Origin of the sequence: Terrabacter sp. NPDC080008, assembly GCF_040702505.1 — a bacterium.
Classification (GTDB): Bacteria; Actinomycetota; Actinomycetes; order Actinomycetales; family Dermatophilaceae; genus Terrabacter.
This window is the reverse complement of sequence record NZ_JBFBLC010000005.1, coordinates 97958-117342: the sequence shown is the minus strand read 5'-3', so window position 1 is coordinate 117342 and position 19385 is coordinate 97958. Positions and strand designations below refer to the sequence as shown.

At 72.2% G+C, this 19385-nt stretch carries 12 protein-coding genes; 2 read left to right on the top strand and 10 right to left on the bottom strand.

Translation table 11 applies throughout. The features are described 5' to 3' along the window. Positions 1-4 precede the first annotated feature (4 nt). Positions 5-1306, bottom strand: coding sequence for a phosphopyruvate hydratase (gene eno, locus AB0316_RS15110; RefSeq protein WP_366273858.1), 1302 nt, complete (start codon positions 1304-1306; stop codon positions 5-7). 293 nt (positions 1307-1599) lie between these two features. Here eno and AB0316_RS15105 point away from each other — a divergent pair, with 293 nt between their 5' ends. Beyond that, positions 1600-3081, top strand: coding sequence for a sugar transferase (locus AB0316_RS15105; RefSeq protein ID WP_366273857.1), 1482 nt, complete (start codon positions 1600-1602; stop codon positions 3079-3081). Between the two features lie 43 nt (positions 3082-3124). Here the strand turns inward: AB0316_RS15105 and AB0316_RS15100 are convergent, their stop codons facing one another. The 3 genes from AB0316_RS15100 to mfd are packed head-to-tail and all read right to left on the bottom strand — an operon-like array spanning position 3125 to position 8398. Beyond that, a complete protein-coding gene (locus AB0316_RS15100; protein WP_366273856.1) occupies positions 3125-4114 on the bottom strand; it encodes a MazG family protein in 990 nt (329 codons plus the stop codon). Positions 4115-4127: 13 nt separating this feature from the next. Then, entirely contained in the window at positions 4128-4679 is a 552-nt protein-coding gene (locus AB0316_RS15095; RefSeq protein ID WP_366273855.1) for a hypothetical protein, read from the bottom strand. A gap of 32 nt (positions 4680-4711) precedes the next feature. Next, positions 4712-8398, bottom strand: coding sequence for a transcription-repair coupling factor (gene mfd, locus AB0316_RS15090; RefSeq protein ID WP_366273854.1), 3687 nt, complete (start codon positions 8396-8398; stop codon positions 4712-4714). A 118-nt stretch (positions 8399-8516) separates the two neighbouring features. Between mfd and AB0316_RS15085 the strand changes: the two genes are divergently transcribed. Then, positions 8517-9284 carry a phosphatase PAP2 family protein gene (locus tag AB0316_RS15085; RefSeq protein ID WP_366273853.1) on the top strand — a complete coding sequence of 256 codons (768 nt, stop codon included), beginning with the start codon at positions 8517-8519 and terminating at the stop codon, positions 9282-9284. Here the strand turns inward: AB0316_RS15085 and AB0316_RS15080 are convergent. The 6 genes from AB0316_RS15080 to AB0316_RS15055 all read right to left on the bottom strand — a co-directional run bounded on the left by AB0316_RS15080 (position 9166) and on the right by AB0316_RS15055 (position 19363). After that, positions 9166-10320, bottom strand: coding sequence for a glycosyltransferase family 4 protein (locus AB0316_RS15080; protein ID WP_366273852.1), 1155 nt, complete (start codon positions 10318-10320; stop codon positions 9166-9168). The two genes, AB0316_RS15085 and AB0316_RS15080, sit on opposite strands and share 119 nt — an antisense overlap. Before the next feature lie 155 nt (positions 10321-10475). Then, a complete protein-coding gene (locus AB0316_RS15075; protein WP_366273851.1) occupies positions 10476-11708 on the bottom strand; it encodes a hypothetical protein in 1233 nt (410 codons plus the stop codon). 2 nt (positions 11709-11710) lie between these two features. Further along, positions 11711-13417, bottom strand: coding sequence for a hypothetical protein (locus AB0316_RS15070; RefSeq protein WP_366273849.1), 1707 nt, complete (start codon positions 13415-13417; stop codon positions 11711-11713). Beyond that, positions 13414-15048, bottom strand: a complete 1635-nt coding sequence (locus AB0316_RS15065; RefSeq protein WP_366273848.1) for a hypothetical protein — start codon at positions 15046-15048, stop codon at positions 13414-13416. The genes AB0316_RS15070 and AB0316_RS15065 overlap by 4 nt, the downstream gene beginning before the upstream one ends. Further along, the gene (locus AB0316_RS15060) at positions 15045-17162 is read right to left on the bottom strand and encodes an alginate lyase family protein (RefSeq protein WP_366273847.1); all 2118 of its coding nucleotides are present in this window, start codon (positions 17160-17162) and stop codon (positions 15045-15047) included. Before AB0316_RS15060 ends, AB0316_RS15065 begins: the two co-directional genes overlap by 4 nt. Then, a complete protein-coding gene (locus AB0316_RS15055) occupies positions 17159-19363 on the bottom strand; it encodes a bi-domain-containing oxidoreductase (protein WP_366273846.1) in 2205 nt (734 codons plus the stop codon). The genes AB0316_RS15060 and AB0316_RS15055 overlap by 4 nt, the downstream gene beginning before the upstream one ends. Positions 19364-19385 lie beyond the last annotated feature (22 nt).

Sequence of the window (19385 nt, the reverse complement as noted above, 5' to 3'; positions counted from 1 at the left end):
AGGATCAACCCTCGGCGCCGAAGCGGCTCGCGTCGAAGCGCGGGAAGGCACCGGCGCCGGCGTAGACGGCGGCGTCGTCGAGCTCCTCCTCGATGCGCAGCAGCTGGTTGTACTTCGCGACGCGCTCGGAGCGGGCCGGGGCGCCGGTCTTGATCTGGCCGCAGTTGGTCGCGACGGCGAGGTCGGCGATCGTGACGTCCTCGGTCTCACCGGAACGGTGGCTCATCATGCAGCGGTAGCCGTTGGTCTGCGCCAGCGTGACGGCGTCGAGGGTCTCGGTGAGCGTGCCGATCTGGTTGACCTTGACGAGCAGGGCGTTGGCCGTGCCGGAGGCGATGCCGCGACCGAGTCGCTCCGGGTTGGTGACGAACAGGTCGTCGCCGACGATCTGGACCTTGCCGCCCAGCAGCTCGGTCATGGACTTCCAGCCGTCCCAGTCCTCCTCGTTGAGGGGGTCCTCGATGGAGACGAGCGGGTAGGCGGCGACGAGCTCGGCGTAGTAGGCGACCATCTCGTCGGCCGACTTGCTGGCGCCCTCGAAGGCGTAGGAGCCGTCCTCGTAGAACTCCGAGGCGGCCACGTCGAGGGCGAGGGCGATGTCGCGACCGGGCTCGTAGCCGGCGGCGCGGATCGCCTCGAGGATGAGGTCGAGCGCGGCCCTGTTGGACTCGAGGTTGGGCGCGAAGCCGCCCTCGTCGCCCAGGCCGGTGGCGAGGCCACGGTCGTGCAGCACCTTCTTGAGCGAGTGGTAGACCTCGGTGCCCCAGCGCAGGGCCTCACGGAAGGTCGGGGCGCCGATCGGCGCGATCATGAACTCCTGGATGTCGACGTTGGAGTCGGCGTGCGACCCACCGTTGAGGATGTTCATCATCGGCACGGGCAGCACGTGGGCGTTGGGGCCGCCGACGTAGCGGAACAGCGGCAGCCCGGCCGACTCGGCCGCGGCGTGGGCGACGGCGAGGGAGACGCCGAGGATGGCGTTGGCGCCGAGGTTCTCCTTGTTGGACGAGCCGTCCAGAGCGGTCATCTCGGCGTCGACGAGGCGCTGCTCGCTGGCGTCGAAGCCGACCAGGCGCGGGTTGATCTCCTCGATGACGGCGTCGACGGCCTGCTCGACACCCTTGCCGAGGTAGCGGCCCTTGTCACCGTCGCGGCGCTCGGAGGCCTCGAAGGCGCCGGTCGAGGCACCCGACGGGACGGCCGCGCGAGCGAACGTGCCGTCGTCGAGACGGATCTCGACCTCGACCGTCGGGTTGCCGCGCGAGTCCAGGATCTCGCGGGCGCCAATCTCCTCAATGCTGGCCACTTGACTCTCCTGTGCTGGTACTGCTCGTGGAAGGTGTGCTCGTGAAGGTGCGGATGACGGTGTCTGCGCCCGAGACTAGCCCGTGCCGTGGGCACCCCGACGTAGCGACCCGGCATACGGGCACCCCGCTCGGGACCGGTTGACGGCGGCGACGCCAGGCCCACGCATTTTTACCGTTTCCTTACGCGCGCTTGACGGTTCCCGGCATACTCGGCGTTAGCCATCCGGGGGGGTGGAGGCAGTATCAGCGCGGCGCTGCGGCGCCTGGGGGTGGGATTTCCATGGCTCAGTCCATGCGTGAGTCGAATGCGTTGCTGCTCAACGGAGCCGTCCGTCCGGTCGCTCAGCCCCTGAGCGAGCACCTGCGGGGAATCCGCCTGTTGCAGCTGGCCATCGCCACGGGTGACCTGCTGGTCATCGTGGCGGCCACGGCAGCGGCGGCCCTGGGGCGTAGCTCCCTGACGGTCTTCTCGGTCAGCAACGACCTCAACGCCGTCGCCCAGTCGGTCGGGCCGTGGATCGCGCTCGGGTGGATGGCCGCCCTGGCAGGCGCCGCCAGCTACCGGCAGGGCAGCCTCGGGGTCGGCACCAAGGAGTACGCGAGGGTGTGCACCGCGACGGGCTCCACCGCGGGCCTCGTCGGCATCATCAGCTACCTGACCACCTTCCAGCTGTCGCGGGGCTACTTCGTGCTCGTCTTCGGCCTGGGCCTGCCCGGCCTGCTGCTCTGGCGGTGGGCGTGCCGCCGCTACGTGCACCACCTGCACCTGCAGGGCCACCTGCTGACCCGCGTCGTCATCGCCGGTGAGAGCTCGCACGTGGACGACGTCGCCTCGGTGCTCAACAGGGAAGCGTGGCTCGGCTACCGCATCGTCGGCGCACTGCTGCCACCGTCGCAGCGCCTGACCGCCACGTCGTCGGGCGTCCCCGTCATCGGCACCACCGACGAGGCCGTCGGGTCGGTGTTCGAGTCGCGGGCGGACCTCATGGTGCTCACCGAGGGGGCGCTGCCCTCGTCGGCGGACTTCCGGCGGATCGCCTGGGACCTCGAGGGCCACCACGTGCAGATGGCTGTGGTGCCGAGCCTCTCGGACATCTCCTCCGGCCGGGTCACGATGCAGCCGGTCGGGGGCCTGCCGCTGGTGCACGTCGGCCAGCCGCAGAGCCTCGGCGCCTCACGCATCCCCAAGCGCCTCTTCGACCTCGTCGGCGCCACGGTGCTGCTGCTGCTCGGCCTGCCGCTCATGATCGTCACGGCGATCGCCATCACGCTCGAGGACCGGGGCCCCGTGCTCTTCCGGCAGACCCGGGTCGGGCGCGACGGCGTGCTCTTCGAGTGCCTCAAGTTCCGGAGCATGGTGACCGACGCGGAGGCACAGCTCTCCGGCGTCAGCCACCTCAACGCGAACGCCGACGGCGTGCTCTTCAAGGCCCAGCACGACCCGCGAATCACCCGCGTCGGCAGGCTGATCCGCCGGTTCTCCCTCGACGAGCTGCCGCAGCTGGTCAATGTCATCAACGGCGACATGAGCCTCGTCGGCCCCCGCCCGGCGCTGCCGTCCGAGGTGAGCCGCTACGCGCCCGAGGTGGAGCGCCGGCTGCACGTGCGCCCGGGCCTGACCGGCCTCTGGCAGGTCTCCGGCCGCAGCGACCTCTCGTGGGACGACACCGTGCGCCTCGACCTCTACTACGTCGACAACTGGTCGATCGTGCAGGACCTGTCGATTCTGGCCAAGACCTTCCACGCCGTCGTGCGACCGCGCGGCGCCTACTGACCTGCCCGCTCCGGCAGGCGCCCGAGGGCGTATGCCGTCCGGCTCAGTCCTGCTGCTGCGCGAGGCCGGTGCCCGCGGCGGACTCGAGCCGCCGCAACGTCTCGCGCAGTGCCGCCTCGGCGTCGACCCCCTCGGCGCGCGCCTGACGGACGAGGTCGAGCAGCTGCGCGCCGAGTCCATCCGCGGCGACGGCGTCGTCGAGCAGGTCCTCGCGCCCCGCCCGGCTGAGGCGCGAGACGAACTTCTCGGCGCGGGCCAGGGCCGGCAGCGAGCCGGGAACCCCCTCGAGCGGGTGCGTGCGGTGCTGCTTCTCCTCGGCCTTGATCGAGTCCCAGTTCGCGGCCACGGCCTCGGCGGTATCGGCCTCGACGTCGGCGAAGACGTGCGGGTGCCGGCGCACGAGCTTGTCGACGAGCCCGCCCGCGACGTCGTCGATCCCGAACGGCTCGGTCGGGTGCTCCTGGGCGACGCGCGACTGGAAGGCCACCTGCAGGAGCAGGTCGCCGAGCTCCTCCTGCATGTGTGCGGGGTCGCCGCTCTCGATGGCCTCGATGGCCTCGTGCGCCTCCTCGAGCAGGTAGGGCACGAGCGAGCTGTGGGTCTGCTCGGCGTCCCACGGGCAGCCGCCCGGAGAGCGGAGCCGGTCCATGACGGCGACGACGTCGAGCAGCCGTGCGCCCGGCACGTCGAAGGAGCCGATGAGCAGCTCGACGTCGGGCGGCTCGGGCAGCCTCGAGACCTCGACGGCGATGGCGTCGCTCAGCCCCGGGTCGCCGTCGGAGGAGCCGACCCAGACGACGTCACCGGTGGCGGCGGCCGCGACCAGGTCGCGGGCCAGCTCGGCCGGGTGACCGGCCTCGCGGGCCAGCACCTCGACGCCCGCCTCCACCAGCGCGGCGACCTGCGGCTCGTCGGGACGCCCCCACGCGGCATACGCCCCATCGAGGACGTTCCACGCCTCGCGGGTCAGCAGGCCCGGCGCGACCCGAGGGGTCGAGACGAGCAGGACGACGCGGGAGGCGCGTGACGACACGAGGGAGCGGTGCCTACTGCGCGGTGGCCGGTGCGGCGTTGGCCGCCGGCTTGACCCAGTTGGGGGTCGTCTGGCCGATCGTGAAGTAGACCGGGCCCTCGTTCGACGGCACGACGGACCCGTACTTCGGGTTGATGCTGATGTCGGCCTTCTTGAGGTCGGCACGGTAGGCGTCGACGTCGGCCGGAGTCATCTTCTGCGACTGGATGAGGGCGACCGCCTCCACGAACTCCTTCGTGGTGTCGGTGGCGCCGGGGATGGAGGCGATCACCGAGGCGTAGGTCTCGTCGGGCTGCCAGCTGCCCGACTTGCTCACGGCGTCCTTGAGCAGCGGCGCGGCGACCAGGGCCGTCACGACGATGTTCTCGGCGAAGTCGAGCTTGGCCGCCTTGAGCTGGTCGTAGGTCTGCTGCACGTCGGACTCGCTGATGACCTGGCCGTTGACGACGGCGGCAGCCTGCTGGCGCGTCTCGAAGCCACACCCGCCGAGCAGCGACGCGGCGCCGATCGCGGCGATGCCGAGCACGGCCACGCGCCTGGCGGGTTGAGCGGACCTAGCCTTCACGAACTTCCTCCTCTGGCGGATGCGTGAACATCCTACGGTGCGCCGACGGCCGTTCTCGCCGCCCCCGGGGCGGCGGCGCCCGCGGCCGCCGAGATGTCGTCGAGGAGCACGGCGGTGATGAGCTGGCGGGCCCAGGTGAGCACCTCGACGTCACGCAGCGGCTTGCCCCCGACCCGTGCCGTCATCGGCGCCGGGACGAGGATCGTGCCGAGCGCCTCCTTGACGATCGTGCCGGGATAGAGGCGCATGAGGCGCAGGTGCTGACTCTCGCGCAGCTCCTTGACGGGGCCGAAGCGCACGACCTTGCCTTGGATGCCGATGTCGCCGATGCGGGCCGCCCTGGCCACCACCCGCAGTCGGGCGACCTCGAGGAGGTTCTCGACCGGCTTGGGCGGCGCGCCGTAGCGGTCGCGCAGCTCGGCCTCGATCTCGTCGACAGCCTCGAACGTCTCGACGGTCGCGAGCTTCTTGTACGCCTCGAGCCGCAGCCGCTCCCCCGGCACGTAGTCGTGGGGCAGGTGCGCGTCGACGGGCAGCTCGATCTTGATCTCGGCGGGCACGTCGGTGGTCTCGCCCTTGAAGTCGGCGACGGCCTCGCCGATGAGCCGCACGTAGAGGTCGAAGCCGACGCCCTCGATGTGGCCGGACTGCTCGCCGCCGAGGAGGTTGCCGGCGCCGCGGATCTCGAGGTCCTTCATGGCCACGGCCATGCCCGAGCCGAGGTCGGTGTTGCTGGCGATGGTGCGCAGGCGGTCGTGCGCCGTCTCGGTCATCGGCTTCTCGGGCGGGTAGAGGAAGTACGCGTAGGCCCGCTCGCGCCCGCGACCGACGCGGCCGCGCAGCTGGTGCAGCTGGCTGAGGCCGAGGACGTCGGAGCGCTCGACGATGAGGGTGTTGGCGTTGGAGATGTCGAGCCCGGTCTCGACGATGGTGGTGCAGACGAGCACGTCGAAGCGCTTCTCCCAGAAGTCCTCGACGACCTGCTCGAGCTTGTGCTCGCCCATCTGGCCGTGAGCCGTCGCGATGCGCGCCTCGGGCACGAGCTCGCGCAGGCGGGCGGCCGCCTTCTCGATGCTGCTCACCTTGTTGTGCACGAAGAACACCTGGCCCTCGCGCAGCAGCTCGCGGCGGATCGCGGCGGTGATCTGCTTCTCGTCGTAGGCGCCGACGAACGTGAGGACCGGGTGGCGCTCCTCGGGCGGCGTTGCGAGAGTGGACATCTCGCGGATGCCGGTGACGGCCATCTCGAGGGTGCGCGGGATGGGGGTCGCCGACATCGAGAGGACGTCGACGGCCGTGCGCATCGTCTTGAGCAGCTCCTTGTGCTCGACGCCGAAGCGCTGCTCCTCGTCGACGATGACCAGACCGAGGTCCTTGAACTTGACGTCCTTGGCGAGCAGGCGGTGGGTGCCGATGACGAGGTCGATGCTGCCGTCGGCGAGCCCCGCCATGACCTCCTTGGACTCCCTGTCGCCCTGGAACCGTGACAGGGAGGCGACCTTGACCGGGAACTGCGCGTAGCGCTCGGAGAAGGTCTGCTGGTGCTGGCTGACGAGCAGCGTCGTGGGGACGAGCACCGCGACCTGCTTGCCGTCCTGGATGGCCTTGAACGCGGCGCGAACCGCGATCTCGGTCTTGCCGTAGCCGACGTCGCCGCAGATCAGGCGGTCCATCGGGACCTCCTTCTCCATGTCGGCCTTGACCTCGTCGATGCTGACGAGCTGGTCGGGCGTCTCGACGTAGCCGAAGGCATCCTCGAGCTCGCGCTGCCAGGGCGTGTCGGGGCCGAAGGCGTGGCCCTTCGTGGCCTGGCGTGCGCTGTAGAGGCGGATCAGGTCGGCCGCGATCTGCTTGACGTAGCGCTTGGCCCGCGACTTCGTCTTGCTCCAGTCGGATCCGCCCATCTTGTTGAGGCTCGGCTCCTCGCCACCGACGTACTTGGTGACCTGGTCGAGCTGGTCGGTGGGCACGAAGAGCCGGTCGCCCGGCTGGCCGCGCTTGCTCGGGGCGTACTCGATGACGAGGTACTCGCGGGTGGCGCCGGCGACGGTGCGCTGCATCATCTCGACGAAGCGGCCGACGCCGTGCTGCTCGTGGACGACGTGGTCGCCGGGTCGCAGCTGCAGGGGGTCGACCTGGTTGCGGCGGCGCGACGGCATGCGGCGCATGTCCTTGGTGGACGTGCCGCTGCCCGGCTGGCCGGTCAGGTCGGTCTCGGTGAGCACCTCGATGCGACCGCCCTCGTGGACGAAGCCGCGGCCGAGCGGCGCGCACGCCACGTGGACCCAGCCGGGCTCGAGGGAGTCCTCGCGCGAAGTGTCGAGGGGCCGCACGGCCACCTCGTGCTCGCGGAGCACCTCGCCGACGCGCTTGGCGAGGCCAGGCCCCTCGGTGACGACGGCGACGGCCCAGCCGTCACGGACGCGGTCGCGCAGGTGCGCGACGGCCCGGTCGGTGTCGCCGCGGAAGGCCTCGGCGTCGACGGTGTGCAGGGCGATGCGCTCGTCGACGTCGTCGTCCTCGATGACGAGGTCGGCGTCGGCGACGAACGGCGTCAGGGTCCACCAGGCCAGCCCGAGCCGCGAGGCGAGCGCGCGCACGTCGGCCAGCGACCAGTACGACGCGCTGCCGAGCAGCGACTGCAGGTCGACCGGCACGTGGTTGCCGGCGGCCGCGTTGGCCCAGCTCGCCTCGAGGAACTCCTCGCTCGTGGCGACGAGGTCGTGCGCGCGGCGGCGGATGCGCTCGGGGTCGGCGAGCAGCACGAGCGAGCGCTCGGGCAGCACGTCGAGCACCGACTCCATGCCGTCGACGAGGGCCGGCGCCAGTGACTCCATGCCCTCGACGGCGATGCCCTCGGCCACCTTCGACAGCATCTCGGCCACGCCGGGGAGCTGGTCGGCGAGCGCTCGGGCGCGGGCGCGTACGTCGTCGGTGAGCAGCAGCTCACGGCACGGCGGGGCCCACAGGCCGTGCTCGGCGATCTCGAGGGAGCGCTGGTCGGCGACCTTGAACCAGCGCACCTCCTCGACGGTGTCGCCCCAGAACTCGATGCGGACCGGGTGCTCCTCGGTGGGCGGGAAGACGTCGAGGATGCCGCCGCGCACGGCGAACTCGCCGCGTCGCTCGACGAGGTCGGTGCGGGTGTAGGCGGCGGCCACGAGCGCGTCGACGACCTCCTCCGGCGGGCGCTCGTCGCCGGCCCGGAGCGCGACGGGGACGAGGTCGCCGAGGCCCTTGGTCAGCGGCTGCAGGACCGCGCGCACGGGCGCGACGACCACCGAGAGGGGGCCGTATGCCGGGTCGTCGGGCTCGGGGTGCGCGAGCCGTCGCAGCACGGCGAGGCGCCGACCCACGGTGTCGCTGCGCGGCGAGAGCCGCTCGTGCGGCAGCGTCTCCCACGACGGGAAGACGGCGATGCGGTCGCTCGGCAGGAAGGCGCCGAGCGCGGTGGAGAGGTCCTCGGCCTCACGCGTCGTGGCCGTGACGACGAGCAGCGGCGCGGAGGCAGCGGCTGCGTCGGGCGTCGACCCGACGGCATACCCCTGTGGGCCGTCGTCACCGGCGAGGCCGCTGAGCCGTCGGGCGAGCGCGGCGACGAGGAAGGGACGGGTGCCTTCGCTGGCGGACACGTCGACGAGGCGGGACCGACCGATCTGGTCGAGGACGCGGCGGACATCGGGAAGCGCCGAGACGGCACTGAGCAGAGGGTGCGACATCAGGGTCACAGTGTAGGCGGCGCCGCCGACGGTGCCGTGCCCGTGGTAGTCCGCACGGCTGTGCCGCGATTGCCTGGAAACGGTACGGGCCGCCCACCCCCCGATGCAGCATGGTGAGGTGAGCGACTGGGAGCTGGTCGGTGGCGTGGATCGCGGCAGGGCCGGCGAGCCGACTCTCGCCGAGGACCGCCCCAGGTCGGTCGCGAGACGCGCCTCACTCTGGGTCGCGTGCGGACTCCTCGTCGCCTTTCTCGTGTTGACGTTGCTCGTCCACCGCGGCGCGACTCAGTCGCTGGACGCGGCCGTCCTGCAGCGGCTGCGCCCGGACGGCCTCTGGGGTCCCACGCAGCTGCGCTACACCCCGTGGATGAGTCGGCTGCGCCCCCAGCACGTGTACATCGTGCTCGTCGTCACGACCCTCCTGGTGTCCCTGTGGCGCCACTCGTGGTGGCCGCTGGCCTTCTCGCTCGCGCTCGCCGGGGTGTCCGGGGCCGTCACGCTGCTCGTCAAGGTCGCCCTGCACCGGCCGGACTCCGGTGGCTGGGTCACCGACACCGGCGGCGCCTACCCGTCAGGGCACACGGTCGCCCTGGTCACCTGCCTGGGCGCCTGTCTGCTCGTGGTCTGGCCGCGGGTGCGCTGGTGGCTGTGGGCACCCGTCGTGGTCGCCACCTTGCTCCTGGCGAGCGGCCTGCTCGTGTCGGGGGCCCACTGGCTCACCGACGTGCTCGGCGGGCTGCTCCTCGCCCTGGCTGCCGTCACCGCCGCTAGCCGGTCGCGACTGCGTCGCCTGGCGCATCCCTCTCTAGCGCATCACTCCTGGTCGCATCTCCGTCGAGGAAGCGCAACAGCCGGGGCGCGACGGATTCCGAGGCGAAGGCCCTGACGAACCTGAGGCGGGCGTCCCTCCCGGCCGCATCGAGCGCAGCAGGGTCGTCGAGGAGTTCCACCAGGATGCGGGCGGCGACCTCCGGGTCGTCCAGCGGCCACAACCGGCCCTCGACGCCGTCGTCGAACAGCTCGCGCACGCCACCGGCATCCGCTGCCAGCACCGGCAGACCTGCTGCCATCGCCTCGATGATGGACAGGGGCAGCGACTCGGAGTACGAGGCGTGGACGTAGGCGCGATACGACGGCAGCCTCTGCTGCACATCCCCGCGGAAGCCGCGGAAACGGACCTGGCGCGCGAGCCCCAGCTCCTGCGCCAACGCCTCGAGCTCAGTGGCGTCGGGGCCCTCCCCGAACACGTCCAGGGAGTAGGCCCGACCGGCCTTCGTTGCGGCAGCGAGCACGTGCAGGAGGAACCGGTGGTTCTTCACCGGCTCCAGGCTGCCGACAGTCACCAGGTCGACCTGACCCTTGCTCCGGCCACCGGCTGGAGGCGCGTCGATGAAGTTCGGGATCACGACGGCGGGGACGGCGTCGACCTCGGGGAGCCACTCCCTCAAGACGTTCCGGCTCCATTCGGAGACGAACACCACGCCGTCGACCTGAGGGATGACCTCGCGCTCCGCCGTCCGGATGGACCGGAACACAAGCCGGTCCCGGGCGATCTGGCCCTTGTCGGCCCACTCGTCCGCCTGTGATCTGCGGAAGTGGACGGCAAGGACGACTCGCTGGTGCGGTCCGGAACGTGCTTCGAGCGCGGCCCGCGCAGCAAGTGGGCACTGGGCGTAGACGGTGCACCGTCCCAGACCCGCGAGCCGCTGGCGCAACGCCCTCCGGAGGACGAGCTCGTGCGAGGTCCGGTACCACCAGACGTGGGCTGGTCCCCACACGCGTTCGAGCACGACCCGCGGGGCGAACAGAGGCACGAGCGCAAGACGTCGTAGAGTAGCCGCGCGACCCCTGGCCCAGCCGTGCGGGGTGACCAGCTCCGCGGATCTGCCGGAGCCCTCGAGGAACTGGAGGAGCTGGCGCACGTGGGTGTGGACTCCGGTGGTGCCCTGCTCACGGGCGATCGTCGCGATGACCAGTGACCCCGCAGCCGCGCCTTCGCATCCCGTGCGTGTGCGTGCACCACTCGAGCCCCCGACGGTGGCGGGCGCCGGACCGGCGTCCCCGCCGGGTGTGCCCTTCACGCTGGGAGCCTGGGCGGAGTGACGAGCAGAGATGCAGCCACCACGAGGTCGAGCAGATAGGCGGATGCGTCGCCGAGGCCGGTCTCGGTGAACGACGAGACCACGCAGTAGGCGAGGAGGAAGAGGGCCAGTGCCCGGCGTGGGCCCCGCGCACGGGTGACCACCATGAGGACCAGCACCAGCAGGAAGCTGACCTCGAGGGCGATGCCGAACCAGCCCAGGTCGAGGAACGTCGAGACCCAGCTGCTGTCGATGGAGGCGCCGTTGAACGACTTGTTGGACAGGCCGTCCCCGAAGACGTCCTTGACCAGGGGGCGCGTCAACTGGGAGACGGAGGACCACACCTCCGCCCGGCCGGTGAGGGCGGACGCCTGCTGCGCCGACTGCCCCCTCATCAGCCACGACAGGACCTGCGGAGCCACCGAGACGCCGACGCCCAGTCCCACGACGACCGCGGTGACGGACGCCCGGCGCACCCTCGCGTGTCCCACGAAGAGGCTGGCACTGGCCAGCACGAGGCCGACCACGAGCGCGAGCAGCGCGGTGCGTGTGTGCGTCTCGAGGAGGACGGCCGCCGTCACCAGCGCGGCCAGCAGCGCGTGCCGCCCGGTGATGACCCGGCACATCCACAGGATCGCGGTCAGGCCCAGCAGGACCGCGCTGTAGTGGGCGACCTGCGTGGGCCAGATCGGCCACAGCGTGCCCCCGAGCCTGCCGTCGTTGGCGAACGCCTTGCCGGGGCCCAGCGCGGCACCCACGACCACCGAGGCGATGATCGCCCACAGGCAGGCCCAGTGGCAGCGCAGCAGGAGCAGGTCATCACGGCCCCACCACGGCGTCAGCAGCCACAGGCAGGCGATGAAGCCGAGCAGCCGCGCCCCGCGGAAGGTCGAGCCCGCGATGAAGTCGCTGTGGAGGCTCACGACGAACGCGACGACCGCCATGACGGTGAGCAACACGAGGAAGAGCGTCGGCCTCATCACCAGGCGCGGGTTGGCCAGCAGCGCGAAGAGGAGCGCGACGAGCAACGAGCCCTGCGCCATCGCGGACGAGATGGCGGGCGGGATGGGGATGATGGTCCCGTCTCCCGCGCGCGTGAGGACGTTGAAGAGCAGTGCCGCCCACGCGATGAGGACCAGCTTCGGCAGGCGCCCGGCGCGCGTGCGCACCTTGTCACGACCCCGCGCGACCTCGGCGCCTCGGCGCGTGGCTGGCAGAGCGACGGTCACCATCAGCTCCTTGCCACCGGCTGCGCGTCGTCCACCGCGACGATGCCGAGGCTCTGGTCGGTGGCGTCGCAGCCGACCATCATGGCGAACGGCAGGTCGAGGCCGGCCTCACGGACCAGGGTGCCCGTGGTGCTCAGCAGCTCGGCAGTCACCGCACCGGCCGTCACGAGCGGCACGACCTGCTCCACCCAGGTGGCGAGGGGCTGCACCTCGATCCCTGGGTCGACCTCCACGAGCGCGAGGACGACGTCGGCGCGGTCCCAGCCGACGGTCCGGGGGTCTTCGGGCAGCTCGCCGGACAGCCCCTCGGCCGCGCCTCTCGGACCCCGTGACAACCCGGGTATGCCGTCGGGCCGCCGCACGTCGAGGCCGCCGGCTTCTGCCGTGGCAGCCAGCGCTCCCTGTCGGCTCAGGTCCACGAGCAGCACGGACACCCCACGGTCCCGGAGCGCGCCGGCCGCAGCCGTGACGACGTCCGCCCCGGCGCGGGGGTTGCCCATCGCGGCCAGCGCCACCGCACGCCCCGGACGTGCGGCTCGTGCGATCGTGGCCGTGGGTGACAGGAGCCCGTTGTGCAGCCGGAAACCAGCGGCATGGCCGTTCGTGACGGCAGCCGGCGCGACCCCCTCCCCGGACGTCTTGAGGTCCAGGTCGAGCTGTCCTGGCGAGCTGTCCGGCGACGTGGCGGCATACGACTCCACGGCCTGCTCGAGTCCGTGCGCCAGCGTGGCCAGGTCGTCCCCGCTCCAGCCCGTCCTACGCGGCACGAACCGTCGCCAGCCGGAGTCCCGGCTGACAGGACCGGGCGAGCGCACGCTGAATCGCACCGACGTGCCCAGGGCGATGCCGACGTCCTGGCGGCGACGCAGCCGTTCGGAGACGAGCGCCCGGAAGAGCACGACTCCCCCGGCGAGCGCCACTCCGAGGAGCAGGCCGGTCAACCCGGCCAGGACAGCGGCGCGCTTCACCGAGGACCGGTCCGCGTGCACGGGGTCGATGACGTGCGTGGACTCGATGGCCGCCCCCGTCTGGAGCGTGGCGGTGTCGACGGTCTCCTGCCACGCCGCGATCTTCGTGTTGAGGTCGCTGCGGCGCGCCAGCACGTCGAAGGCCTGGTTGGCGCCCTGGGAACCCTGCGCGCTCAGCTGCTCGAACTGCTTCGTCAGGTCGGCGACCTGCTGCTGCGCGGCGGCGATCTTCGGCGAGTACTCGGACCGGACCCCGCTGGACCGCGCCCTCAGCTGCTCGGCACGGAAGGAGAGGTACTGGCGCACCAGCTCCTTGCCCCTCGCGACGGCATCGGCGTCGTCGGGACCGGTGACCGTGATGGTGAGGATCTCGGGGGTGACCGTCTCGGCCGTGACTGTGGACCGGAAGGCCTCGGGCGTGAGGTCCAGCCCCAGCGCTCGGACGGTGCGGTCCGAGACGGTGCGCGTGTTCAGCAGGCTCACGTCCGTGGCGCTGCCGGCGGTCGCGTCCATGTCGGCCGGGTGGGCCATGAGCAGCGTGGTCGTGGCGACGCTGCCCGGAGGCTTCACCGCAACGAGGGCCAGGCCCAGCAGCAGCCCGAGGCAGCTCACGGCCGCGATCGTCCGCCACCGGCGTCGCAACGCGGTGCGCAGGTGGTGCCAGGTGCTGAGCAGCGGCCGGGGGGACTCCTCCGGGTCGAGCTCGCGCTCCTCCTCGATGCGCCAGCCGAGGTCGATCACCGCTTGCGTCCTGTCGCCGTCGGCACCGTCGGGTCGCCGTGATCAGTCGCCCCGGTCATCAGGGAGGGAAGGGGGGCCAGGACGGCGCGCTCCGCGGGCTGGAGGCGTCCCGTGGTGCGGTCGAGTGGGTCGGGGTTGGTCACGACGAGCCCGACGAGCGGCACGCCGGCTGCGTCGGCCGCCAGGGCGACGCGCGCCAGGTCCTCGGCGGTGGCGCCACCTGAGGAGACGGCGAGCAGCGTGACGACACCCTCGAGACGGGGAAGGTCTCGGGCGGGGTCCTGCCGGGACACCGTCACGGGGTGCACCTCGAGCTCCGCCTGCACGGTGCCGTCGTGCTGGCTGTCCACCGTGAGGCCTGCACGGAGCTGCTCGTGACCTCCCACCCGGGCGCACGCGGCACGGAGCGAGTTCGTGGACTCGTCGCGCTGCGACGTGGTGACCAGCCGGGTCTGCTTCCCGGTGGCCGCCGCGAACGAGGCCAGCTGCGGGCCGAGGGCGAGCGCCGGCTGGTCGCCAGCGAGCGACAGGACCAGAAGCTGCCTGGTGCGGCGGTCGTCCGCCCGGCGCCCGACGGTCCGGCGCGCGGCGGACGGTGGGCCGACTGCGCCGCCGGCACCGGAGCCAAGGGGGGCGTCTGAGCCGAACCGTTGCACGATCTGGTGCAGCGCCCACGCGTCCGAGCTGCCCGGGGAGTAGCCCCGCAGCAGGCTCACCCACCCGGCCACCGACCGTGGAGTGCGGCTCTGGACCGAGGCCACCACGGTGACGCCGATGCTGTCGGCGATCTGGTCGCGCGAGCGAAGGACCTTCTCCCGTCGCCCGCGCAGGACGACGAGGGCGGCATACGCCAGCAGCGCGACAGCGGCTCCGAGTCCGACGTAGAGGGCGCCACGCACCACGGCCGGCTGGGATTGCGCGGGAGACGCCGTGCCCACCAGCTGTGGCACGGCTGCCGCCTCCGTGCTGGTGGACTGCCCGGTGAGCTGTCGCTCGAGGGCATCGACCTGCAGCACCAGGTCGGCCTGCCGGGCGGTGAGCTGCGAGAGCGTCGCGGCGTCGGTCTTGGCGGCCGCCGAGTTCGGCACCTCCGACCGCAGGCGGTTGTTCGTCTTGGTCAGCTCACCTCGCACCGCGCTCAGGCTCTCGGTCAGTGCCGTCTTGCGGTCCTCCAGAGCCGAGCGCTCGTCGTTCGTCAGGCCGCTCGCCGTGGTCTGGAGGTAGGCGATGTCGGCGTCCGCCACTGCGGTGGCGAGCTGCTCGGCCTGTGCCGGGGTCTCACCTCGCGCGGTGATGGTGAGGACCTCGTCGGTCGGGGACTCGACCACGACCCGGTCCGCGACCTGGGTCGCGCTGAGCGGCTTCTGGAGTGCCTGACCCGCCTTGGCGAGCACCGCATCACTCAGTGCGATCTGGACCTGCGTGTCGATGGCGTGCGCGTTCGCCGGTGGCGGTGTGCCGGTCGGGGTCGCCTGGAAGACCATCAGCGTGCTGCTGGTGTACTCGGGCGCCACCATGGTCAGCGCCGCGCCGCCTGCTGCGGCACCGACGACGGCGGCGACGGCGAGGCCACGCGTATGTCTGCGGAGGATGGCCCATACCGACCGCAGGTCGATGATCTGTTCGCTCACGGCAGTTCCCGGACACGCGGTGGGACGTTGCCGCCCAAGGCTAACTCCGGCGTCAGGGCCACCTGGGCCGTTTCGGGGGTTTCCCCGGCCGCCTCCAGCCGACTGTCCAGGGACAGGGCGGTCCGCAGCTCGACGACGCCCGTCCAGTCCCCCACTCCCACCAGCGTCGTCGTCGGGACACGCTCCCCGAACCACGGCGAGTACCACCCTGCGACGGGGTCGGTCCGCCCGCGGTGGACCGTCCACTCGAGCTGTTCCGGGAGCTGCAGCCACGCCTGGCGCCGCCCCTCGGTGCCGGGCCACGAGAGATGCGCCACGCTCTCCTGCAGCGCCACCGTCACCTCCGGGCCCAGGTGCCAGCTCAGGCGGGCCGAGTGCCGGGTGCCGCCGGTCAGCGTGTCCACGACGACGAGCTCGCCGGTGCAGGTCTCCACCGTGACGTGCCGGGTGTGCCGCAGCTGGGCATCGAGGCGGGCGTATGCCGTGTGGTGCGCGACCCAGACCTGCCGCCGCCGGCCGTCGGCCTCACGTTCCTCGCCCGCCCGGTCGACCTCGGCGTCGGCGTGCGTGGTCCAGAGGAACGGGCCTCCTTCCACCGCTTGGCTGACCCCGTCCACCTCGACGGTGTTGTGCGCCCGCGTCGATCGGAAGTAGCTGCGCCACTGCGGTTCCCCGTGGTAGCAGTACGTCCCCGGGTCGACGAGCAGGTCGACCCCCGCCGACCTCACCTCGAGCGCCAGGGCGTCGGCGTGGCCGTGGGCGGCGATGGACAGGAACCCCTGCGGGCCACCGTCGCACCGGCACCACAGCAGCGGCTCCCCCTCCGGCGAGACGGCCCTCAGCAGGTGGATCCCGGCGTCGGGGAACGCGGCCGGGGCGACCGCTGGGCGGTCCGGGGCGACGCACGGATCGGCGAGCGCGCCGACGAGCACGCTCGTGACACCGGCGTCGGCCCGCGGCCACCATTCGAGGGCACCGAACACCGCCGCGCCCGTGGCGAGCAGCGTCAGCCACGGGTCCGCCGCGACACCGTCGGCCACGAGCCCGCGACCCTCGTCGCCGTCCCCCTGGCGGGGCGGCCGGCCCCACGGGTCGAGGAGTGCAGCGGCCGCATCGACGGAGCCTGCGACGAGGCGCTTGGTCGCGGCGGACAGCGGGCGCCCGGAACGGTCGGCTTCGGCCAGCCCCAGCAGGGCGAGCTCCGTGACGAACCGGTGGTAGTCGGAAGCCTGCTCGCGGTTCACCCCGCTCGGGAAGGTGTTGGCCTCGAGAGAGGCCTCCAGCTCGCGGGCGGCGTCGGTGCGCCAGCGGGCGCTCTCGGCGAACCAGGGAAAGGCGCAGGCCGCCGCCAACCGACCGCACGCCTCCGCGACGAGGTGGTTGTTGGCCGACGAGCCGGTGCTGCGGAACGCCGCGAGATGCTCCTGGTGCCAACGGATCTGGTGCAGGGCGACCGCGTTGTCCTCGAAGAGTGCCGGCGCACCGGGCCAGCCTTCGAGGAGCCGTCGCACCCACACCCAGCTGAGCAGCCGGATGCCGAGCTCGATGCCACTCGTCCAGTGCACGCCGGACAGGAACGGGTTCGCGGCCCACCAGGAGCGCAGCTGGGCGGCGGTCGCGACGGCGTACCGCTCGTCCCCGGTCAGCCACCAGGCCGCCGCCAGCACCGTCAGGTGGTGGTGGCGGGACAGCTCCCAGACGAGCTTGACGTTGCCGGTGACCGCCTCGTCCCGGTGGTCGATCGAGAACGCGTACGCCGACTGGGGCGCCCGCCGTCCGCTCGCGGGGTCGAGGAACCAGTCCGGGTCGGCGAGGTCGGGGCGTGGGTGGCCGAGCACGAGGACGTCGCCGGCGAGCACGCCGTCGGCCGCGGCGACGAGCGCCTCCCGGGCCGAGGCCGGGACCAGGTCCCGCGCCGAGGCCGGAACCGTCGAGTCGAACGAGCGGTGCGGCAGCACCCCGGGCACGGGGCCGCTCGCCCAGCCCGTCGCCTCGGGACGCACCCAGCGGCGCCGCCACGTCAGCTGACGTCGGCGGTCACCGACGCGAGCGGCGACCTCGTGCGGAGGCATGCGGCGCAGCCGGTCGGCGTACCAGCCCAGGGATCGGCTCACAGGGCCACCGGCCCACCCGAGGCGAGGCTGCGCCCGACCGCGATCGTCGCCCGAGTGGTCGAGACCAGCGAGTCGAGGGGGATCGGCATCGGCCCACCGGAGCGGACCGCGCCGAGGAAGGCTGCGAGCTCGGCACGCTGGCCCTTGTCCTGGCCGCTGAACGATCGCCGGACGCTCCTGCCGGTACGCGTCCACACGGTGGCGCGCCGGAAGTTGTCCAGCCGTGCGTTGCGGCCGCTGCCCGTGATGTCGAGCGTCTCCTTGGGGAAGCGGTTGTCGCCGTCGGTCACGTAGTCGACGGTGGCGAGGGAGCCGTCGGCGTAGCGCAGGGTCGCCTGCAGGTTGAGCTCGTTGGAGGTCTGCCGCGCGCTCACCTCCACCGGCGGGTGCCCGATGAGCGCGAGCAGGGTGTCGAGAAAGTGGCCGCCCTCCCCGAGGAAGCGCGAGCCCTCGAGCTCCTCGTCGAGATACCAGCTCGAGGCATCGAGCCGGCCGGCGTTGACGAGGTACCGGGCAGTGACCGGCCCGCCCGCACCGAAGCGCCGGCGCAGCTCGACGAAGAGCGGCGCGAACCGCCTGTTGAAGCCGACCATCACCCGGTCGTTCCCGGTCCTCGTCACCGCGTCGAGCACCCGGTCGACGTCGGCGTCGTTCAGCGCCAGAGGTTTCTCGACGAAGACGGCCTTGCCGGCCTCGAGCGCGCGGCACACGAGGTCGGCGTGCGAGTGGTGGCGCGTGACGACGAAGACCGCATCGATGTCCTCGTCGGCGAGCAGGGACTCGGTGTCGGTCGTGGCCTGGGCGAAGCCGAACTTGCGCTGGGCGTTGACGGCCGAGAGGGACCGGGTGGTCGCCACCGTCGCCAGGGTCGCCGTCGGGTCCTTCGCGAGGTGCGGGAGCAGCATCGAGGAGGCGTAGCTGCCGGCGCCGATGAACCCGATCCGCACCGTGTCTTGACCCGCCGTGCCCGACCGAGGCCGCCCCCGCTCGGCGAGCGGCGCCACGGTGACGGGCGGGACGGCATACGCCCTTGGAAAGTCGTCCGGCGCCGCGGTGTCGTCGGGCTCGGGCTGGGGGTACTCGAAGAGGAAGCCCACGCCGCGCAGCCCGCCGTCGCGGAGGGCGGAGTAGACGTCCGCAGCGTCCTCGACGGCGTGGACGCCCGAGACGAGCGGCGCGACGTCGACGGAGTGGTCGGCGAGCAGGTCGAGGAAGCAGGAGAGGTTGCGCCGCTCGGTCCAGCGGACGTAGCCGGCGGGGTAGTCGCGGCCGTGCAGCTCGTAGCTGTCGTCATAGCGGCCCGGACCGTAGGAGCGCGAGAAGCGGACGTCGATCTCCTTCTCGTAGAAGGCGTTCCAAGGCAGGTCGAGACGCGTCTTGCCGATGTCGACGACGCGGGCCCGGTCCCGGGCCAGTCGCACCGCGAGCTCCACCGGGCCGTTCGTGTCCCCGCCGGCGGCCAGGTAGACCTGGTCGGCTCCGAGGCCGTCGGTCGTCGCGCGCAGCACCTGCTCGACGTATGCCGTCCCCTCGGCATCGGGGCCTGCGCAGGCGAGGGCGCCCGCCTGCTCCGCCAGCCGGCACCGCTCGGGCACGGTGTCGACGCCGACGACGCGCACGCCGGCGGCCACGAGGAGCCTGACCACGAGCTGTCCGACGAGGCCGAGCCCGATGACGCAGGCGGTCTCCCCGAGCTGGGGCTCACCACGCCGCACGCCGTGCATGGCGATCGCACCCACCGTCGCGAAGGCGGCGTGCTGCGGCGAGACCCCCTCCGGCACAGGCACGCACAGGTTCCGCGGCACCCAGTTCACCTCTGCGTGCAGGGCGAACTCGTTGCCGGCGGCAGCCACGACGTCGCCGACGGAGAAGTCCTCCGCGCCGGCACCGACCGCGACCACGACACCGCAGAGCGAGTAGCCGAGCGGGGTGTAGCTGTCGAGGGTGGAGGTGACCTTCTTGTAGGTCGCCACGGGCCCCTGCTGCGCGACGGAGTCGAGCACCTTGCGCACCTGGTCCGGCCGGGCGCGGGCCTTGCCGAGCATCGACAGCCGCGCCTCGCTCACCTTCATCAGCTCGGTCCCGGTGGAGATCAGGGAGTAGAGCGTGCGCACGAGCACTCCCCCGGACTTGCACGCCGGCTCGGGGGCGTCGAGCACGACGAGCTCCCCCGACCGGTAGTTCTGGGCCACCTGCTTCATCTCACGTCCTGTCGATGGTCAC

Bases quoted from the DNA above. Each gene is read 5' to 3' on its own strand.
- AB0316_RS15055 (WP_366273846.1), bottom strand. From the start codon at position 19,363: ATGAAGCAGGTGGCCCAGAACTACCGGTCGGGGGAGCTCGTCGTGCTC.
- mfd (WP_366273854.1), bottom strand. From the start codon at position 8,398: ATGTCGCACCCTCTGCTCAGTGCCGTCTCGGCGCTTCCCGATGTCCGC.
- AB0316_RS15105 (WP_366273857.1), top strand. From the start codon at position 1,600: ATGCGTGAGTCGAATGCGTTGCTGCTCAACGGAGCCGTCCGTCCGGTC.